At 68.1% G+C, this 18027-nt stretch carries 17 protein-coding genes and 2 riboswitches; of the genes, 11 read left to right on the top strand and 6 right to left on the bottom strand.

Annotation, left to right across the window (positions count from 1 at the left end; genetic code table 11):
* Positions 1-116: 116 nt before the first annotated feature.
* The 3 genes from gcvH to ASE72_RS11065 form a co-directional block, all read right to left on the bottom strand.
* A complete protein-coding gene (gene gcvH, locus ASE72_RS11075) occupies positions 117-488 on the bottom strand; it encodes a glycine cleavage system protein GcvH (RefSeq protein ID WP_055872811.1) in 372 nt (123 codons plus the stop codon).
* 1 nt (position 489) lies between these two features.
* Positions 490-1737: a glycine cleavage system aminomethyltransferase GcvT gene (gene gcvT / locus ASE72_RS11070; protein WP_082445944.1), complete on the bottom strand. Its 1248-nt coding sequence runs from the start codon at positions 1735-1737 to the stop codon at positions 490-492.
* A 46-nt stretch (positions 1738-1783) separates the two neighbouring features.
* Positions 1784-1888: riboswitch (glycine riboswitch) on the bottom strand.
* A gap of 1 nt (position 1889) precedes the next feature.
* Positions 1890-1993, bottom strand: a riboswitch (glycine riboswitch).
* A 158-nt stretch (positions 1994-2151) separates the two neighbouring features.
* A complete protein-coding gene (locus ASE72_RS11065) occupies positions 2152-2790 on the bottom strand; it encodes a hypothetical protein (protein WP_235532327.1) in 639 nt (212 codons plus the stop codon).
* A 119-nt stretch (positions 2791-2909) separates the two neighbouring features.
* On the opposite strand from ASE72_RS11065, the gene ispH reads away from it, so the two are divergent.
* From ispH to rnhA, 3 genes are read left to right on the top strand one after another with little or no spacing between them, the layout of a single operon-like run.
* Entirely contained in the window at positions 2910-3914 is a 1005-nt protein-coding gene (gene ispH / locus ASE72_RS11060) for a 4-hydroxy-3-methylbut-2-enyl diphosphate reductase (protein WP_082445943.1), read from the top strand.
* Positions 3915-3917: 3 nt separating this feature from the next.
* Positions 3918-4868, top strand: a complete 951-nt coding sequence (gene thrB, locus ASE72_RS11055; RefSeq protein ID WP_056020825.1) for a homoserine kinase — start codon at positions 3918-3920, stop codon at positions 4866-4868.
* Complete coding sequence (gene rnhA / locus ASE72_RS11050; RefSeq protein ID WP_056020822.1) at positions 4865-5338, top strand: ribonuclease HI; 474 nt, start codon at positions 4865-4867, stop codon at positions 5336-5338. The genes thrB and rnhA overlap by 4 nt, the downstream gene beginning before the upstream one ends.
* 26 nt (positions 5339-5364) lie before the next feature.
* On the opposite strand, the gene ASE72_RS11045 is transcribed toward rnhA, so the two are convergent.
* Together ASE72_RS11045 and ASE72_RS11040 are read right to left on the bottom strand one after the other, a co-directional pair.
* Complete coding sequence (locus tag ASE72_RS11045; RefSeq protein ID WP_056022201.1) at positions 5365-6456, bottom strand: NAD(P)/FAD-dependent oxidoreductase; 1092 nt, start codon at positions 6454-6456, stop codon at positions 5365-5367.
* Positions 6456-7319, bottom strand: a complete 864-nt coding sequence (locus tag ASE72_RS11040) for an alpha/beta fold hydrolase (RefSeq protein WP_235532326.1) — start codon at positions 7317-7319, stop codon at positions 6456-6458. Before ASE72_RS11040 ends, ASE72_RS11045 begins: the two co-directional genes overlap by 1 nt.
* A gap of 226 nt (positions 7320-7545) precedes the next feature.
* Here ASE72_RS11040 and ASE72_RS11035 point away from each other — a divergent pair, with 226 nt between their 5' ends.
* The 8 genes from ASE72_RS11035 to ASE72_RS11000 are packed head-to-tail and all read left to right on the top strand — an operon-like array spanning position 7546 to position 15203.
* Complete coding sequence (locus tag ASE72_RS11035; protein WP_056020817.1) at positions 7546-8031, top strand: A24 family peptidase; 486 nt, start codon at positions 7546-7548, stop codon at positions 8029-8031.
* Positions 8032-8080: 49 nt separating this feature from the next.
* Entirely contained in the window at positions 8081-9121 is a 1041-nt protein-coding gene (gene cpaB, locus ASE72_RS11030; RefSeq protein ID WP_056020815.1) for a Flp pilus assembly protein CpaB, read from the top strand.
* A 13-nt stretch (positions 9122-9134) separates the two neighbouring features.
* A complete protein-coding gene (locus tag ASE72_RS11025) occupies positions 9135-10757 on the top strand; it encodes a type II and III secretion system protein family protein (RefSeq protein ID WP_156350386.1) in 1623 nt (540 codons plus the stop codon).
* Between the two features lie 32 nt (positions 10758-10789).
* The gene (locus tag ASE72_RS11020) at positions 10790-11425 is read left to right on the top strand and encodes a CpaD family pilus assembly protein (protein ID WP_056020809.1); all 636 of its coding nucleotides are present in this window, start codon (positions 10790-10792) and stop codon (positions 11423-11425) included.
* On the top strand, positions 11425-12708 hold the full coding sequence (locus ASE72_RS11015; protein WP_056020807.1) for an AAA family ATPase: 1284 nt from the start codon (positions 11425-11427) through the stop codon (positions 12706-12708). Before ASE72_RS11020 ends, ASE72_RS11015 begins: the two co-directional genes overlap by 1 nt.
* A 53-nt stretch (positions 12709-12761) precedes the next feature.
* On the top strand, positions 12762-13733 hold the full coding sequence (locus tag ASE72_RS11010; RefSeq protein WP_056020803.1) for a type II secretion system F family protein: 972 nt from the start codon (positions 12762-12764) through the stop codon (positions 13731-13733).
* 10 nt (positions 13734-13743) lie between these two features.
* Positions 13744-14736 (top strand): type II secretion system F family protein, encoded by a 993-nt coding sequence (locus tag ASE72_RS11005; RefSeq protein ID WP_056020800.1) that lies wholly within the window; start codon positions 13744-13746, stop codon positions 14734-14736.
* A gap of 53 nt (positions 14737-14789) precedes the next feature.
* The gene (locus ASE72_RS11000) at positions 14790-15203 is read left to right on the top strand and encodes a hypothetical protein (protein ID WP_056020797.1); all 414 of its coding nucleotides are present in this window, start codon (positions 14790-14792) and stop codon (positions 15201-15203) included.
* Between the two features lie 149 nt (positions 15204-15352).
* Here ASE72_RS11000 and ppdK read toward each other — a convergent pair whose 3' ends face one another.
* On the bottom strand, positions 15353-18016 hold the full coding sequence (gene ppdK, locus ASE72_RS10995) for a pyruvate, phosphate dikinase (RefSeq protein WP_056022195.1): 2664 nt from the start codon (positions 18014-18016) through the stop codon (positions 15353-15355).
* Between the last annotated feature and the right edge of the window lie 11 nt (positions 18017-18027).

Below are 18027 nucleotides of genomic sequence, written 5' to 3'. Positions count from 1 at the left end.
GTCTCCTTGCCCCTCCCCTTTAGGGGAGGGGTTGGGGGTGGGGCGTGTCCGCAGGCGGCGCGTCGGTCGCACTGCCCCACCCCAACCCCTCCCCTGAAGGGAGGGGCTTTGACGGTTTACAGGCCTTCGACGAACGCCGCGTAGGCGGCTTCATCCATCAGGCTGTCGAGCTCGCTCGGATCGCTGAGCGTCAGCTTGAAGAACCAGCCGGCGGCTTCGGCGTCCGAATTCACCAGGCTCGAATCGTCGGCGAGCGCGGCGTTGCCCTCGATGACGGTGCCCGACACTGGCGAATAGACGTCCGACGCGGCCTTGACCGATTCGACGACCGCGGCATCGGCGCCCTTGGTCAGCTGCTTGCCGGCCTCGGGGACCTCAACGAACACGACGTCGCCGAGCTGGCTCTGCGCATATTCCGAAATGCCGACGGTGCCGACGTCGCCGTCGACATCGACCCATTCATGATCTTGCGTGAAGAAACGGCTCATATCACTTGGCTCCTGCGCGGACGTAGCGGTGGGGAATGAAGGGCATCGCGGTGACGGTGGCGGTATGGACCTTGCCGCGCTGTGCGATCTCGATGCGGGTGCCGGGCGCGGCCAGCGCGAGTGGCACATAGGCCATCGCGATCGGCTTCCCGAGCGTCGGCGCGAAGCCGCCGCTGGTGAGGCGGCCGATCGTCGCACCGGTGTCGTCGATCACCTCGGACCCTTCGCGCGCGGGCTGGCGGCCCTCGACGATCAGGCCGACGCGCTTGGTGGCGGGGCCATGCTCGCGCTGGGTGAGGATACGCTCGGCACCGGGGAAGTCGGCGGCCTCGCGGCGACGCTTGGACAGCGCGAAGCCGAGATCGGCCATCACCGGCGTGGTCTCGGGATCGAGATCGTGACCGTAGAGCGGCAAACCGGCTTCGAGACGCAGCGAATCGCGCGCGCCAAGGCCGATCGGCTTGATCTCGGGCAGTGCGAGCAGCGCGTCTGCAAACGCGACGGCGTGTTCGGCGGGAAGCGAGATCTCGACGCCGTCCTCGCCGGTATAGCCCGACCGGCTGATCCAGAGCGGCACGTCGTGCCAGTGGAACGCGCCCGCGGTCATGAACACGAGGCTGTCGATGCCGGGGACAATCTGAGCAACCGCCGCGACTGCCTTGGGGCCCTGCACCGCGAGCAGCGCCTGGTCCTCGAGGATGTTGATCGTGACGTCGTCGGGCAGATGCTCGATCAGGTAGCTGACATCGTCGTATTTGGTCGCGCCGTTGACGACGACGTAGAAGCTGCCGCTCGCGGTCGGCGACGGGTGGAGCGGGTCGTACGCCTCGGGCTCGACGTCCTGCGCCGAGAAGGGCGAGGGCTGATCGTCGGGCAGGCGCGTCGCCATCAGGTCGTCGAGGATACCGCCATCCTGCGCGAGCAGCAGCGAATAGCGCATCTTGCCCTCGCCAAGCCCGGCGATGTCGCCCGGCAGCACGGTTTCGAGCGCGTGGGCGACGCCTTCGCCCGAGAAGACGAGCTGGCCCATATGGCTGACGTCGAACAGGCCCGCCGACTCGCGCGTCCAGGCGTGCTCAGCCATGATGCCGTCATACTGGATCGGCATCTGGTAGCCTGCGAACTCGACCATCCGCGCGCCCTGTGCGCGGTGCCAGGCGTCGAGCGGCAGCGGCAGCACCTCGGGCTCGACGTAATCGTCGGCCTCATCGATGATGCTGGCATAGTCGCGAATGTCGGCGTCGCTCATGTCGGTCTCCGTCGAAGGGGCGCGCGGCACCCTGTGGTGCTGCGATCCGACCCCCTCTGTCACGGAACCTGAGAGCTTTCACCGCCTGATTGGCGGCTTACCCCTTCGGTGGCCCTCGGCGCGGACGCCAGGACGCTTTCCAGAGTGTCGATCAGCCCCGCGCGGTCTCTGGTGCCTGAGAGATTCCGGGGTGGTTGCTCCTTCGGCGGTTCCATCAGCCCTCAAAGGACCGGAAACGCTCTCCCGCGCGGTGCCATGCCGGTTGCCCGACATCGACGCGCCAAGCTGTGACGCGCCGCACAATCTTAGTCAATCGGGCTTGGTGTTCGCGGCCCGAGATTGTCGAAACTCCCGTTCTCCCGCGCGCGCGGGAGAACGAATCGTCTGCGACAACCCCGGTCCGATTAGGCGGCGTCAGCGGGTGGCGTTGTACTTCAGCTGCGCATCGGTGAGCTGGAAGCCGACCAGGGCTTCGAACGTCGCGCGCTGGACGGCCTGGCGCACCTCGGGGGTGCTGAGCGGATCGACGGCGGCATCCTCGTCCCCCGCCTTGCGCTTGCGCGTCAGCCGCTCGCGCACTTCGGGCGGCAGCGTGGCGGCGGCGCGCGTTATCGTCGCCGTGCCCTGGCCATCGGCCTGTGCGCGCGCCTGTCCGGCATCGAAATGCAGCGAGACGCGACCGACGCGCTTGGCGACCACCGCGCTGCCGCCGCGGACGACCGTCACGAAGTACGGCACCGTCACGTCGCGCGCCGCCTCGGTCCGCGCGCGCCGCGCCTGTACCGTGAAGGTCACGGTGGTCAGGATCGGATCGGTCGCGTCGGCGCAGGTCGAGCGGACGTTGGTCATCAGTGCGGTGACGTCGATCGCCGACTGGTCGCGGCTGGTGACCGGGTCGAACATGGTGATGTCCCCGGTCGCGGCCGGAACCGCCACGGTCGGGCAGGCCGAGCGAATGGCGGAGATGCCACCGGTCGCGTCGATTTCACCCTTCGACGCACAGCCGCCCAAGGTGAGCGCGAGGATCGAAGCGGCAAGGATGGGGGCTTTCACGGGGACGCGTACCTTCTCGAACGAGCGAAAGGGCCTGCGCAATCGCACCGGCCCCTGTCGCCGCGCACCATAGGAACCGGCTTTCGTCCAGGCAAGCAATCGCGTAGAGCCCGACGACTATGAGCATCCCCGCAGAGTCCGCCGCAGACCCCGCAGCCGTTCCCGCGACGACGCGCGGCGACAAACCCGCGCTCGAACTGCTGATCGCGGCACCACGCGGCTTCTGCGCCGGCGTCGACCGTGCGATCCGCATCGTCGAGCTAGCGATCGAGAAGCATGGCGCACCCGTCTATGTCCGTCACGAGATCGTCCACAACAAGTTCGTCGTCGACACGCTCAAGGCGCAGGGCGCGGTGTTCGTCGAGGATCTGAGCGAGGTGCCCGACGATGCACCGGTCGTGTTCTCGGCGCACGGCGTTCCCAAATCGGTACCGCTCGATGCGCAGGCGCGCGGTCTCGAATATCTCGATGCGACGTGTCCGCTGGTATCGAAGGTGCACCGCCAGGCCGAGCGGCTGGTCGCGCAAGGGCGGCATATCGTGTTCATCGGTCACGCCGGGCATCCCGAGGTGATCGGCACGTTCGGCCAGGTCCCCGAAGGCGCGATGTCGCTGATCGAGACGGTCGAGGATGCCGAGGGCTTCACCCCCGCCGACCCCGCCAACCTCGCCTTCCTCACGCAGACCACGCTGTCCGTCGACGACACCGCCGCGGTCGTCGCGACGCTGCAGCGCCGTTTCCCCGAGATGCAGCCGCCGCGCGGCGAGGACATCTGCTACGCGACCTCGAACCGCCAGGCGGCGGTCAAGGCGATCGCGCATGGCTGCGACGCGATGCTGGTGATCGGTGCGCCCAACTCGTCCAACTCGGTGCGGCTCGTCGAGGTCGCGCTACGCGAGGGCACGCCCGCGATGCTCATCCAGCGCGCGAGCGAACTCGACTGGGACTTCCTCGCGGGCGTCGGAACGCTCGGGATCACCGCCGGCGCGTCGGCCCCCGAATTGCTCGTGCGCGAGCTGGTCGACCGGCTGTCGGAGCGGTTCGAGGTCTCGGAGCGCGAGGTCGAGACCACGCGCGAGACGATCGCGTTCAAGCTGCCCCGCGGACTCGAAGCCGCGGCCTGACGCGTGGCGGTCTATACGCACGTCTCGGCCGAAGCGCTTGGCGACTTCCTCGCGCGGTTCGATCGCGGCGAGCTGCTGTCGGCAAAGGGGATCGCCGAGGGCGTCCAGAACAGCAACTACCTGGTCGAGACGACCGCCGACCGCTTCATCCTGACGCTGTACGAGGAATGGACGTCGACCGACGACCTGCCCTTCTTCCTGGCGATGCTCGACCATCTGGCGGCCGCGGGCAATCCGGTCCCGCGCGCGCTGCCGGACCGCCGCTGCGTCGCGATCCAGCAGCTCGCGGGCCGCGCCGCGTGCCTGATCGAGTTCCTGACGGGCGTCTCGGTCTCGCACCCGACGCCGCGACAGGCGCATGCCGCGGGCGCGGCGATGGGCCGCATCCATACCGACCTCGCCGACTTCGCGCAGGCGAGGCCGAACCCGCTCGGTGCGGACACGTGGCGTCCGCTTCTCGAACGGTGCGGACGCGGGATGGAGACGATCGAGCCGGGGCTGTACGACCGCGTCGACACCGCCCTGGGCGCGGTCCTTGCCGACTGGCCGCGCGATCTGCCGGTCGCGGCGATCCATTCCGACCTGTTTCCCGACAATGTCCTGATGCTCGGCGACCGGGTGACGGGGATCATCGACTTCTATTTCGCGTGCACCGACATCCGCGCCTATGATCTCGCGGTGATGCACACCGCCTGGTCGTTCGACGCCGAGGGCCGGCGTTTCGACCCGGCGATCGGCCGCGCGCTGATCGATGGATATACCAGCGTCGCGCCGTTGTCGGTGGCCGAGCGCGCGGCGTTGCCGACGCTCGCGCAGGGTGCCTGCCTGCGATTCCTGCTCACGCGGGCATGGGACTGGGTCAACACACCGGCGGATGCGCTGGTGACGCGCAAGGATCCGCTGGCCTATTGGCGGCGACTCGACGCGTATCGCAAGGACGATCTGTTTGCATGACTGACGACGTGATGACGAAGGTGGAGATTTTCACCGACGGCGCCTGCAAGGGCAATCCCGGCCCCGGCGGCTGGGGCGCGGTGATCCGGATGGGCGTGCACGAGAAGGAATTGTCGGGCGGCGATGCGCAGACGACGAACAACCGCATGGAGATGACCGCGGCGATCGAGGCGCTGAACATCCTGACGCGGCCCTGCGCGGTGACGCTGTACACCGACAGCAAGTACGTCATGGACGGGCTGACCAAGTGGGTGAAGGGCTGGCAGCGCAACGGCTGGAAGACCGCCGACAAGAAGCCCGTCAAGAACGCCGAACTCTGGCACGCGCTGCTGGCTGCGGTGGCGCGACACAAGATCGAGTGGCAATGGGTCAAGGGCCATGCCGGCCACCCAGAAAACGAGCGCGCCGACAAGCTCGCCAGCGATGCCGCGGTCGCGTCGATCGCACCCGGAGCAGCGCGACGCCGCTGACCGCTTGCCGTCCGACGCCGCCGCGATCAGTCGGCGTCGAACCGATCGGGCGCGTAGCGCTCCGCGTCGATGTTCGCGACAATCGCATCCGGCGCGCGCTTCAGCAGCAGCGCCGCTGCCAGGCGCGCGGCGGCGGGCGCGGTCTGGATCCCGAACCCGCCCTGCCCCGCGCACCAGAAGAACGCGGGATTGCGCGGATCGAACCCGTACACCGGGTGACGATCCGGCGCGAACGTCCGCAGCCCCGCCCAGCGCCGCTCGACCTGCTCGACGCGCCAGTCGACCGCCTGCTCGAGCCGGTCGATCGCGATCGCGACGTCGATCTCCTCGGGCGCGGCATCGCATGGATCGGTGGGCGTCTCGTCGTGCGGGCTCAGCCATAACCGACCGCCGGGTTCGGGCTTGAAATAGAAGCCCCCCGCGATATCGGCGACATGCGGCAGACCCGGCGCGACGGGCGGATCGGTGCGAAGCTGTACCATCGTCCGGCGATAGGGGCGCATGCCGAGCGGACGAACCCCGGCGCGCATCGCCACCATATCGGCCCAGGCGCCCGCGGCATCGACCAGCATGTCGGCCCGGAACGTGCCGCCGCTGGTCTCGATCGTCCATTGCCCGCCGGCATGGGTCGCCGTCTCCAACGTCGCATGCGTGACGATCTCCGCGCCCGCGCGTCTCGCGGTGGCCAGTTCATGCGCGTGCAGGCCCGCGACATCGATATAGGCACAGCTCGGCTCGGCCACGCCGAGCGTCCATTCGGGACGCAGACCCGGCACGACCGTCGCCGGATCGACACGGTCGAGCACCACCGCGCTTCCTGCGAACTCCGCGATGAACCGATCGACCGCGCGCGCATCACCGGCGCGACCGATATGGAGCGATCCGAGCGGCTGGAGGAATCCGCCGACCTGCAGGATCGGACCCGACGCGGTCGTCAGTGGCTGGATTCCCGGCCCGCCATAGGTTTCCGACCAGAAGGCGGCCGAACGCCCCGTCGCGTGATAGCCGGGGGCATCCTCCCCCTCGATCACCAGCACGCGCGCTTCCGGAGCGATGGCGGCGGCCAGGCTGGTCCCGGCCATCCCGCCGCCGACGATCGCGACGTCGTAGCGTGTCATCATGCCGGCACCGCGTCGTCGAGGAACCCGTCCATCGCCGATAGCGCACGGTCGCGCACCGCATCCGATTCGCGCAGGATCTCATGCGCCGATTCGGGCCCGAACCGCACCAGGTCTGCATGGGGCAGGCGCGCCGCGACTCGGGCAGCGGCACGCGGGTCGACCAGCCGGTCGGCGTCCGCCACGAGCATCAGCACGGGCACCGCAATCGCCTCGACGCGCCGATCCCGCGCGAGCGCTGCGCAGCCGTCGAACGCCTGCGACAGCCACGACCAGCTCGGCGGACCGAGTTGCAGGCCCGGGCTGGCGTCGTGCCACCAGCGTTCGTCGCGATACCGCTCGATGTCGTGCGTCAACAGCCGCTGGCGGGATGCGACGGGGCCCGGCCGTTCATTCTGCCGCCACGCCGCGCGCATGGGCAGCCGGCGCGCCATATAGCGCGCGATACGCCCCGACATCTCCGCGCCGAGCGGCGACCGCAGCCCCAGCATCGGCGCGACGAGGATCGCGGCCGCAGGATCGATCGTCCCTGCCGCAAGCGCGCGCATCACGAGCAGCCCGCCCATCGAATGGCCGAGGATCGCCGCCGGGCTCTTGCCCCCGTCCTCGCTGCGCCACTGCTGCCAGAAGGCCGCCAGATCGGCGTCATAGACCCCGAAGTCGGTGACGTGACCGACATAGGGATCGGGCGACAGACGGCCCGACCCGCCCTGCCCGCGCCAGTCGAGCGAGGTGACCGACCACCCCGCGAGGTGCAGGTGCGCAATGGTTTCGAGATATTTCTCGAAGCTGTCGCCACGTCCCGCCTGGAACAGGAAACGACCACGCGGACGCTCTGCAGGCCAGTCGAATCGCCGCAGCATCCAGCCATCGGGTGCTTCCCAGACCCCCACCTGCGCCGCTGGGGGAATCGCGCGACGTGCGTCGGCAGCGAGCGTGAACGATCGCCGCGAAGGCGCCGGTCGGGCCGGCTTTTCGCTTACCAAGCTACTAATTTCGCAGGGAAAATGATCGACTTTGGCGGGGGCGGTATCGGGCATTGGCGTGACGGTTACTTTTTTGAAAGCCATAGGAATTAAGACCTAACGCATGGGGTCGGATTTTACGCTTTCATTTCTACTTTTCGCGCTGGCGGGCATGCTCGTCCTGGCCGCGATCGAGGATGCGCGCGTGCGTGAGATCGCCAACTGGAAGACCGGTGCGATCGCACTGCTGGCGCCTTTGTGGTGGTTTGCCAGTGGGATGGCGCCCTGGCCCGACATGGCGATCCAGTTGGGCATCGCGGTCGCGGTGTTCGCGATCTTCTGCGTCGTCTTCCATTTCGGGATGATGGGCGGCGGCGACGTCAAGCTGATCGTCGCGCTGTCGCTGTGGCTGCCGATCGGGGCGTTCCTGGTGATGCTGGTGGTGATGTCGGTCGCGGGCGGGGTGTTGACCGCAGGGATGCTGATCGACCGCCGGATTCGCCGGAAGCCCGGACCGCAAAGCCCCCCGATCGAAGTTCCCTACGGCATCGCGATCGCGTTCGCGGGCCTGTTCGTGCTGCACGAACCACTCCTTAACACCCTCTGGTAGATACTTAATGTTGGATCAACCAACCGGCGCCCGAAAGGCACGATGAGACATGGATAGTCGCAAGGTCATATTGCTGGTGGGCGCGTTGTTCGTCGCGGCGATCACGGCATTCTTTGCCCGGTCGCTGATCGCGGGCAGCGCAACGCCGCAGGCGACGGCAGTGTCGATGCAGCCCGTTGCGATCGACGGGCCCGAGGTTCTCGTCGCCACGCGTGCGCTGCCGGTGGGGACGATCCTCGACGCGTCCGCGCTGAAGTTTCAGCCCTGGCCCAAGGAGCTCGTCGACAACGCCTATTACCTGAAGGACAAGACCGACCTGAAGGCGCTGCAGGGCACGGTCGTCCGCAACATCATCACCGCGGGCCAGCCGGTCACGCAGGGTGCGCTGGTGAAGCCCGGGGATCGCGGGTTCCTGGCGGCGGCGCTCGGGCCGGGCATGCGCGCGGTGACGGTGCCGGTGTCGGCGCAGGCGTCGGTCGCGGGCTTCGTGTTCCCGGGCGACCGCATCGACCTCGTGCTGACGCAGGCGGTCGCCGGCGGGGGCGACGGCGATCCGCTGAAGGTGTCCGAGACGATCCTGCGCAACGTCCGCGTGCTGGCGACCGACCAGCGTACCGACAACAAGGTCGGCGAGGACGGCAAGACGGTCGTGAGCACCTTTTCCAACGTGACGGTCGAGGCGACGCCGCGGATGGCCGAGCAGATCGCGGTCGCGCAGACGGTCGGCACGCTGTCGCTGTCGCTCCGCTCGATCGCGGACAATGCGAGCGAACTCGAGGAAGCGATCGCATCGGGCAGCATCAAGGTGCCCGCAGGCACCGACCCCAAGGCGGAGCGCGCGATGATGGCACGGCTCGCCAGCCAGCCTTCGGGCGGCGCGGCGAGCTATGCCACGGGTGCAGACGTATCGCGCTATCAGCGCAGCACGGTGCCGGGTCGCCCGCCGGTCGCCGCGAACGGCAATGCGGCGTCGGGGATGCCGTCCCCCGCGACCGCGCCGGGGCAGCCGGGCCAGGCCATTACCGGCCCCGTGATCCGCGTCGCACGCGGCAACAGCATGACGATCGTTCCGGTCGGGGGGAAGAATTAAGATGCGTATCCGCATGACAGGTTTGCGCGCGCCGCTGGGATGGCCGCTTGCGGCGATCCTCGCAGCGGCAGGCACGGCGCCCTCCGCGATCGCCGACGCGCAGAGCAACTCCCCGCGGACGATGCGCGCCGCGGTGCAGGCGCCCCCCTCCGGGCTGGTCCAGGTCAACACCGGTCGCGGCCGGCTGGTGACGCTGTCGCGGCCGATGAGCGACCTGTTCGTCGCCGACGACACGATCGCCGATGTCCAGGTCCGGTCGCCGACCCAGCTCTACATCTTCGGCAAGAAGACGGGCGAGACGACGATTTCGGCCACCGCGAAGGGTGGCGCGATCGTCTACAGCTCGACCGTCCGCGTCGGCAACAACCTCGATTCGGTCCAGCAGATGCTCGGGCTGGCGATGCCCGAGGCGCAGGTCGTCGCGACGTCGATGAACGGCCTCGTGCTGCTGACCGGAACCGTCGCGGCACCCGAGGACGCCGCCGAGGCGGAACGGCTGGTCCAGGCGTTCGTTGGCGATCAGACCAAGGTCCTGTCACGCCTCAAGACCGCGACCCCGCTGCAGGTCAATCTGCAGGTGCGCGTCGCCGAGGTGTCACGCAGCTTCGTCAAGACGATCGGCGTCAACCTGACGAGCCGCGGATCGGGCAATTTCCTGTTCAACATCGCGCAGGGCGGGCGACAGGGCGCGATCACCACCGTCCCCGGAGTCATCGGCGCACCGGGCACGCCGATCGACGCGAACGGCGCGTTCCCCGGCAGCACCTTGTTCGGTTTTCCGGCCAAGGCCGACAACGCGACCTCGCTGGGGCTGGCCGGACGGCTGCTCGGGCTCGACCTGCTCGCGGCGATCGATCTCGGCGAGCAGACGGGACAGGTCTCGACGCTCGCCAACCCGAACCTGACCGCGCTGTCGGGCGAGACGGGCACGTTCCTCGCCGGCGGCGAGGTGCCCGTGCCGATCGCGCAGGCGCTGGGAACGGTGACGGTCGAGTATAAGCAATACGGCGTCAGCCTGGCCTATACGCCGACGGTGCTGTCCGACGGCCGCATCTCGCTGCGCGTCCGTCCCGAGGTGTCGCAGCTCGATTATTCCAACGCGGTGACGCTGAACAATACGCGCGTCCCCGGCCTCACCACGCGGCGGACCGAGACGACGGTCGAGCTCGGTTCGGGGCAGAGCATGATGATCAGCGGGCTGCTGTCGAACGCGCACAACAACACGTACGACAAGACCCCGGGGCTCGCGAGCCTGCCGGTGATCGGCGCGCTGTTCCGCTCGAACAGCTTCCAGCGCAACGAGACCGAGCTGGTGATCATCATCACGCCGTATCTGGTCAAGCCGGTCAACAACCCGTCCGACATCGCACTGCCGACCGACGGGTACAAGGCGCCGACCGATGCCGGCCGCGTCCTGCTGGGCGAACTCGGCAACGGCACGACGGGCGAGCGGCGCCCCGTCCCGACGGTCGCGCCGACGGGCTATGCGACCCCGGCGATCGGTGCGACCGCCCCCGTCGGTCCGCTGTCGCGTCCCGACCGTCAGAACCCCGTGGCGGATACCCGCTCGCTGCCCGCGGCGGCGCCGGCCAGATCGGGCAAGGGCATTGTCCCGATGCCCGGCTTCTCCCGCTGACCCCGCGCACCGTGTCCAAAGGATTTCACGCAATGACGACACATCCGCTCCTGCTGGCGACGCTCGGATCCGCGCTGCTGCTCGGTGGCTGCATGGGGACGCAGAATCGCGGCCTCGAATCGGTCCACCAGCCGGTGGTCAGCCGCGCCGACTATGCGCTCGACCTCGGCACCGCGGGCGATGGGCTGGCTCCGGGCGAGGCGCGCCGGCTCGCAGGCTGGATGAACACGATGCGGATCGCCTATGGCGACCGCGTCGCGATCGACGACCCGGCGGGCGAGACGCCCTCGGCGCGCGCGCAGGTCGCCGACGTGGTCGCGGGCTATGGCCTGCTGCTGTCGGACGACACGCCGGTGACGCAGGCGCCGGTCAGCCCCGGCGCGATCCGCGTCGTCGTCAGCCGGATGCGCGCGGAAGTGCGCGGGTGCCCCGACTGGTCGCGCAACGCCAGCAACGAGATCGCAAGCCATACGTCGGCCAATTACGGCTGCGCGGTGAACAGCAACCTCGCGGCGATGATCGCGCGACCGGAGGACCTGGTCCGCGGATCGGCGGTCAGCGAGACCTATGACCCCGCCTCGTCCTTCAAGGCGATCGACACGTACCGCAAGGCGGTCCCGACCGGCGCCGGCAATGCGTTGAAGTCCGAAACCGTGGGAGGGAAGTAATGAACGCCCCCTGGAAACCCGGCGGCATCGCGCACCGCGAGCCCTTCGCCGCCTATGTCTGCGACGAGATCACCGCCGAGGCGCTCCGGCCGATCGCCGCCGAGCTCGGCTGGTCGGTCGACAAGGTCAACAAGGGTGGCCTGCGCAACGCGATCCAGTCGCTGTCGGTATCCGCATCGCCGCAGATCCTGTTCGTCGACCTCGCCGAGTCGGGCGACCCGCTGAACGACATCAACGCTTTGGCCGAAGTCTGCGAACCCGGCACGATCGTGATCGCCGCGGGTCAGGTCAACGACGTCCGGCTGTACCGCGACCTCGTCGCGAGCGGCATCCACGACTATCTGCTCAAGCCACTTCACCCCGACATGCTGCGCGACACGTTCGGTCATGCGCAGACGATCCTGAACGCGCCCAAGCACGTCGAGGCCTCCACCGATCGCGCGCACTGCTCGATCGCGGTGATCGGTACGCGCGGCGGCGTCGGCGCGTCGACGATCGCGACGTCGATCGCGTGGCTGATCGCCGACCGCGAGAGCCGGTCGACCGCACTGCTCGACCTCGACGTCCATTTCGGCACCGGCGCGCTGTCGCTGGACATCGAACCCGGTCGCGGCCTGACCGACGCGATCGAGAATCCGAGCCGTATCGACGGGCTGTTCATCGAACGTGCGATGGTCAAGGCGTCGGAACGGCTGTCCGTGCTGAGCGCGGAGGCGCCGATCAACGCGCCGCTGATGACCGATGGCGCCGCCTTCTACCAGTTGCAGGAGGAGATGAGCGCCGCGTTCGAATGCACCGTCGTCGACCTGCCGCGCGCGATGCTGGTGCAGCACCCGCATCTGATCAACGACGTGAACACCGTCGTCGTCGTCACCGAACTGACGCTGGCCGCCGCGCGCGACACGATCCGCATCCTGTCCTGGCTCAAATCGAACGCGCCGCAGGGCAAGGTCGTCGTGCTCGCCAACCGGATGCACGCGGGCGGGCAGCTCGAGATCACGCGCAAGGATTTCGAGGGCTCGATCGAACGCAAGATCGATTACGTCGTGACCTTCGACCAGAAGCTCGCGTCGCAGGCGGCCAAGCTCGGCAAGCCGATCGTCGAGGCGGGCAAGGCATCGAAGACGATCGCACCGATCGTCGCGATGGTGAACGAGATGATCGTGAACATGGACGCAGGCGACGACGCGGTGAACGGCGCGTCGGGCAAGGGCGGCTCGCTGCTCGGCAAGTTCGGCGGGCTCAAGGGCCTGATGGCGAAGCGGCCGGCGAAGAAGAAGTGACGGTGATGCCGACCAATATCCCGCAATCCGCGCGCAGGGAGGCCTAGGCCGTCATGGACATGATGCCGTTCGTGATGGTGATGCTCGGCGCGACGCTGGTGATCGGGATGATCGTGTTCGCGTTCGCCGGGCCGTCGACGGGCCGTGCGCAGACGCGGCGGATCGCATCGCTGCGCGAGCGGCACGGCGAAGGCGCGGTGATCACCGAGGCGCAGATGCGCCGGATCGCGAACGCGCGCGACACGCGGATGGATCTGGCGGTCGGCCGGATCCTGCCCAACCCCGCCGAACTCGCCAAGCGGCTCGCGATGACGGGCAAGGACTGGACCGTCGGGCAGTACGGCGTCGCGACCGCGGTCATCGCGCTGGTGGTGGCCACGCTGATGCTGTTGAAGGGGCTGCCGATCCTGCTCGCGCTGTTCGTCGGGCTGTTCATCGGTGTCGGCCTGCCGCACCTCGTGGTCGGCAAGGTCATCACGCGGCGCGTCGGCAAGTTCACGCAGAAATTTCCCGACGCGATCGAGCTGCTGGTCCGGGGCCTGCGGTCGGGTCTGCCGATCAGCGAGACGATCGGCGTCGTCGGCAGCGAACTCGACGGCCCGGTCGGCGAGGAATTCCGCTCGGTCAGCGACAAGATGAAGATCGGCCGGACGATGGACGTCGCGCTGCAGGAGACCGCGGACCGGCTGGGCACGCCCGAATTCCAGTTCTTCGTGATCACGATCGCGATCCAGCGCGAGACCGGCGGCAACCTCGCCGAGACGCTTGCCAATCTTGCCAACGTGCTGCGGATGCGCGCGCAGATGAAGCTGAAGATCAAGGCGATGTCGTCCGAATCCAAGGCGTCGGCCTATATCATCGGCGCGCTGCCGTTCATCGTGTTCGGGCTGATCTGGTTCATCAACGGCACGTACATGCAACGTTTCTTCATCGACGAGCGGCTGATCGTGATCGGGCTCGGTGGGCTGTGCTGGATGGCGATCGGGTCGTTCATCATGTCCAAGATGATCAGTTTCGAGATTTAGGACCAAGACGATGGGCGAGACCGCCGGACCTACGCTGCTCGGAATCGACGTGATCACCGCCGCGACCATCCTGTCGGGGATCGCGGCGTTTGCGGTGATGATCGCGATCTATGCGGTCACCACCGTCAGCGACCCGATGACCAAGCGCGTCAAGGCGCTGAACGACCGGCGCGAACAGCTGAAGGCAGGCATCACCGCCTCGACCAAGCGGCGCGCCAAGCTGGTCCAGCGCAACGACACCGCCGACCGGATGCGCGGCTGGCTGTCGTCGATGAAGGTGCTGCAGGACAGCCAGGTCAAGGCGGTCCAGGTCAAGCTCGCGCAGGCGGGGATCCGGTCGAAGGAATGGGCGCCCGCGGTCATTTTCGGCCGGCTGGTCTTGCCGATCGTGATTGGCGGCGCGATGCTGATATGGGTTTACGGTACCGACGGGTTCGCGACCTGGGGCCCGCTCAAGAAATACGGGCTGGTCGCGATGAGCTTCATCCTGAGCTACAAGGCGCCCGACCTCTATCTCGACAACAAGATCAAGAAGCGCACCGATGCGATCCGCAAGGGCCTTCCCGATGCGCTCGACCTGCTCGTGATCTGCGCCGAGGCGGGGCTGACGATCGACGCCGCGTTCCACCGCGTCGCGCGCGAGCTGGGGCGTGCCTATCCCGAGCTGGGCGAGGAATTCACGCTGACCGCGATCGAGCTGGGCTTCCTCACCGACCGGCGCAGCGCGTTCGAAAATCTCGCGAACCGCGTGAAGCTCGACGCGGTCAAGGGCGTCGTCACGACGATGGTGCAGACCGAGAAATACGGGACGCCGCTCGCGTCTGCGCTGCGCGTGCTGTCGGGCGAATTCCGCAACGAGCGGATGATGCGTGCGGAGGAAAAGGCGGCGCGGCTGCCGGCGATCATGACGGTGCCGCTGATCCTGTTCATCCTGCCCGTGCTGTTCGTTGTCATCCTCGGCCCCGCGGCCTGCTCGATCTCGGATGCGCTGCTCAAGGGCTGAGGCAACCGCAGCCGCGGCGGATCGTTGAGCCCCCGTAACAGGAGGGTTTCACGATGCCGTTGTTTTCCACACCGACGCAGTTCGCCGCACTGGGGCTGGTCTTGATCGCGGGCTGGCTGCTGGGTCTTGCAAGCCATCCGGGGGGCAAGAAGTGGAAGGCGCGCTATCTCGCCGAACGCGATGCGCATGGCGCCGCCAAGAAGGACGCCGATGCCCGCACGACCGCCGCCGAGAAGCGCGCGGTCGAGGCCGAGCATGAGAATGCACGGCTGGTAAAGGCAGCCGCCGCCGCACCGGTCGCGGCGCCTGCCGCTGCACCCGGTTTCGTGTCGGCACCGGTGACGACGGATACGCGGGTTGCCGCACCGATTGCGCAGCGGACCGCGGTGGCGGGCCAGAGCACCCGGCCGGCATTCGCCGCCGATGGGGCCAAGCGCGGCTGGTTCGACTTCAACCCGCGTCGCTGAGGTTCGGGGACAAGAGTGGCGTTTCCCCGCCACCTGTTCTCCCGCGAAGGCGGGAGCCCAGCCTGGGTCCCCGCCTTCGCGGGGAAACAGTCTTCTGATCTTGCCCCACCCCGGACTTTGCCGGGGTGGGGTCGTATTCTCCGCCGGCGTTACTTCTCGGTCAGCGCCGCCTGCGCCGCCGCGAGGCGGGCGATGGGCACGCGGTACGGGCTGGCCGAGACGTAATCGAGGCCGACCTTCTCGCAGAACGCGATGCTGGCCGGGTCGCCGCCATGCTCGCCGCAGATGCCAAGCTTAATGTCGGACCGGGTCTTGCGGCCACGTTCGGCGGCGATCTCGATCAGTTCGCCGACGCCCTCGACGTCGATGCTGACGAACGGATCCTTCGCGTAGATGCCCTGTTCGACATAGGCGCCGAGGAACCGCGAGGCGTCGTCGCGGCTGACGCCGAGCGTCGTCTGCGTCAGGTCGTTGGTGCCGAACGAGAAGAACTCGCCGACTTCCGCGATCTCGCCGGCCCGCAGCGCCGCGCGGGGGAGCTCGATCATTGTGCCGACGAGATACTCGATCGTACGGCCCTTGTCGGCGAACACCGCCTGCGCGGCCTTGTCGACGACCGCCTTCATCAGCTCGAGCTCGCGGCGGGTCGCCACCAGCGGGATCATGACTTCGGGGATGGGTGCCGCGCCCGACTTCTCCGCGACGTGGACCGCTGCCTCGAAGATCGCGCGCGCCTGCATCTCGTAGATCTCAGGATAGGTCACGCCGAGACGGCAGCCGCGATGCCCGAGCATCGGGTTGAACTCGTGCAGTTCCGCCGCGCGCCGCTTGAGCGTGTCGACGTCGATCCCCGCGGCGTTTGCGACCTCGGCAAATTCTGCTTCCTCATGGGGCAAGAATTCGTGCAGCGGCGGATCGAGCAGGCGGATCGTCACCGGCAGCCCGGCCATCACCTCGAGGATCTCGGTGAAGTCCTTGCGCTGTTCGGGAAGCAGCTTCTCGAGCGCGACGCGGCGCCCCTTCTCGTCGGTCGCGAGGATCATCTGGCGGACGTTGGTGATGCGGCTGGTTTCGAAGAACATGTGCTCGGTCCGGCACAGCCCGACGCCCTCGGCACCGAACTCGCGTGCGACGCGGCAATCTTCCGGCGTCTCGGCGTTGGCACGGACCTTGAGGCGGCGAACCTCGTCGGCCCACACCATCAGCGACGCGAAATCGCCCGACAGCTCGGGCTGCACGGTCGCGACCGCGCCGATCATCACCTCGCCGGTGGTGCCGTCGATGGTGAGCAGGTCACCCTCCTTCACCTCGCGACCGCCGCAGCGCATGATCTTCGCCTTGGCGTCGATCGACAGCGTGCCTGCGCCCGAGACGCACGGGCGCCCCATGCCGCGAGCGACGACGGCGGCGTGGCTGGTCATCCCGCCGCGAGCGGTGAGGATGCCCTTGGCCGCGTGCATGCCGTGAATGTCTTCGGGGCTGGTCTCGGTGCGGACGAGGATGACCGCGACGCCGTCAGCGGCCTTTTTCTCCGCGGTGTCGGCGTCGAACACGACCGTGCCCGAAGCCGCGCCCGGCGATGCGGGCAGCCCCTTGGTCAGCACGTCGCGCGTCGCGTTGGGATCGAGCGTCGGGTGGAGCAACTGGTCGAGCGCCATCGGGTCGACGCGCTGGATTGCCTCCTCGCGCGTGATCAGCCCCTCGTTCGCCATGTCGACCGCGATCTTGAGCGCGGCCTTGGCGGTGCGCTTGCCGGCGCGAGTCTGGAGCATCCAGAGCTTGGTCTTCTCGACCGTGAACTCGATGTCCTGCATGTCGCGATAGTGGTTTTCGAGCGTGTCGAACACGTCGGCGAGCTGGCCGTAGACCTCGGGCATCGCCTCTTCCATCGAGGCGGGCTTGGCACCGGCGTCTTCGCGCGCAGTCTTGGTGAGATATTGCGGGGTACGGATGCCGGCGACGACGTCTTCGCCTTGGGCATTGATCAGGAACTCGCCATAATAAGCGCGGTCGCCCTTCGACGGGTCGCGCGTGAACGCGACGCCGGTCGCCGACGTCTCGCCCATGTTGCCGAACACCATCGCCTGGATGTTGACCGCGGTGCCCCAGGCGGCGGGAATGTCGTTGAGGCGGCGATAGACTTTCGCGCGCTCGGACTGCCACGAGCCGAACACCGCGCCGACCGCGCCCCAGAGCTGGTCGTGGACGTCCTGCGGGAAGGGCTTGCCCCACTGCTTTTCAACGAGGCCCTTATATTCGGCGACGAGCGCGCGCAGGTCGTCGGCGCTGAGTTCGGTGTCGAGCGTGAAGCCCTGGTCTTCCTTGGCGATCTCGAGCGCTTCTTCGAACGCGCCGTGATCGAGCTCGAGGACGACGTCGGCGTACATCTGGATGAAGCGGCGATAGCTGTCCCACGCGAAGCGCGCGTCCTCGGACTTGGCAGCGAGGCCCTCGACGGTCTCGTCGTTGAGGCCGAGATTGAGGACGGTGTCCATCATCCCCGGCATCGACGCGCGCGCGCCTGAGCGGACCGAGACGAGCAGCGGGTCGGCGGCGTCGCCGAACTTCTTGCCCGTGACGCCCTCGATATGCGCGAGGCCGGTCGCGACCTCGTCGCGCAGGCCCTGCGGGAACTGGCCGCCCTCGTCGTAATAGACCGCGCAGAACTCGGTCGAGATCGTGAAGCCCGGCGGGACCGGCAGGCCGATCGACGCCATCTCGGCGAGGTTCGCACCCTTGCCGCCGAGCAGGTTCCGGTCGCCCTTGCCGCCGTCCGAAACACCGCCGCCGAAGCGGTACACATATTGGGTCATCACGGGTCCTC

The sequence above is a fragment of the Sphingomonas sp. Leaf20 genome (assembly GCF_001421535.1).
Lineage (GTDB): Bacteria > Pseudomonadota > Alphaproteobacteria > Sphingomonadales > Sphingomonadaceae > Sphingomonas.
This window is presented reverse-complemented; position numbering and strand designations above follow the sequence as displayed.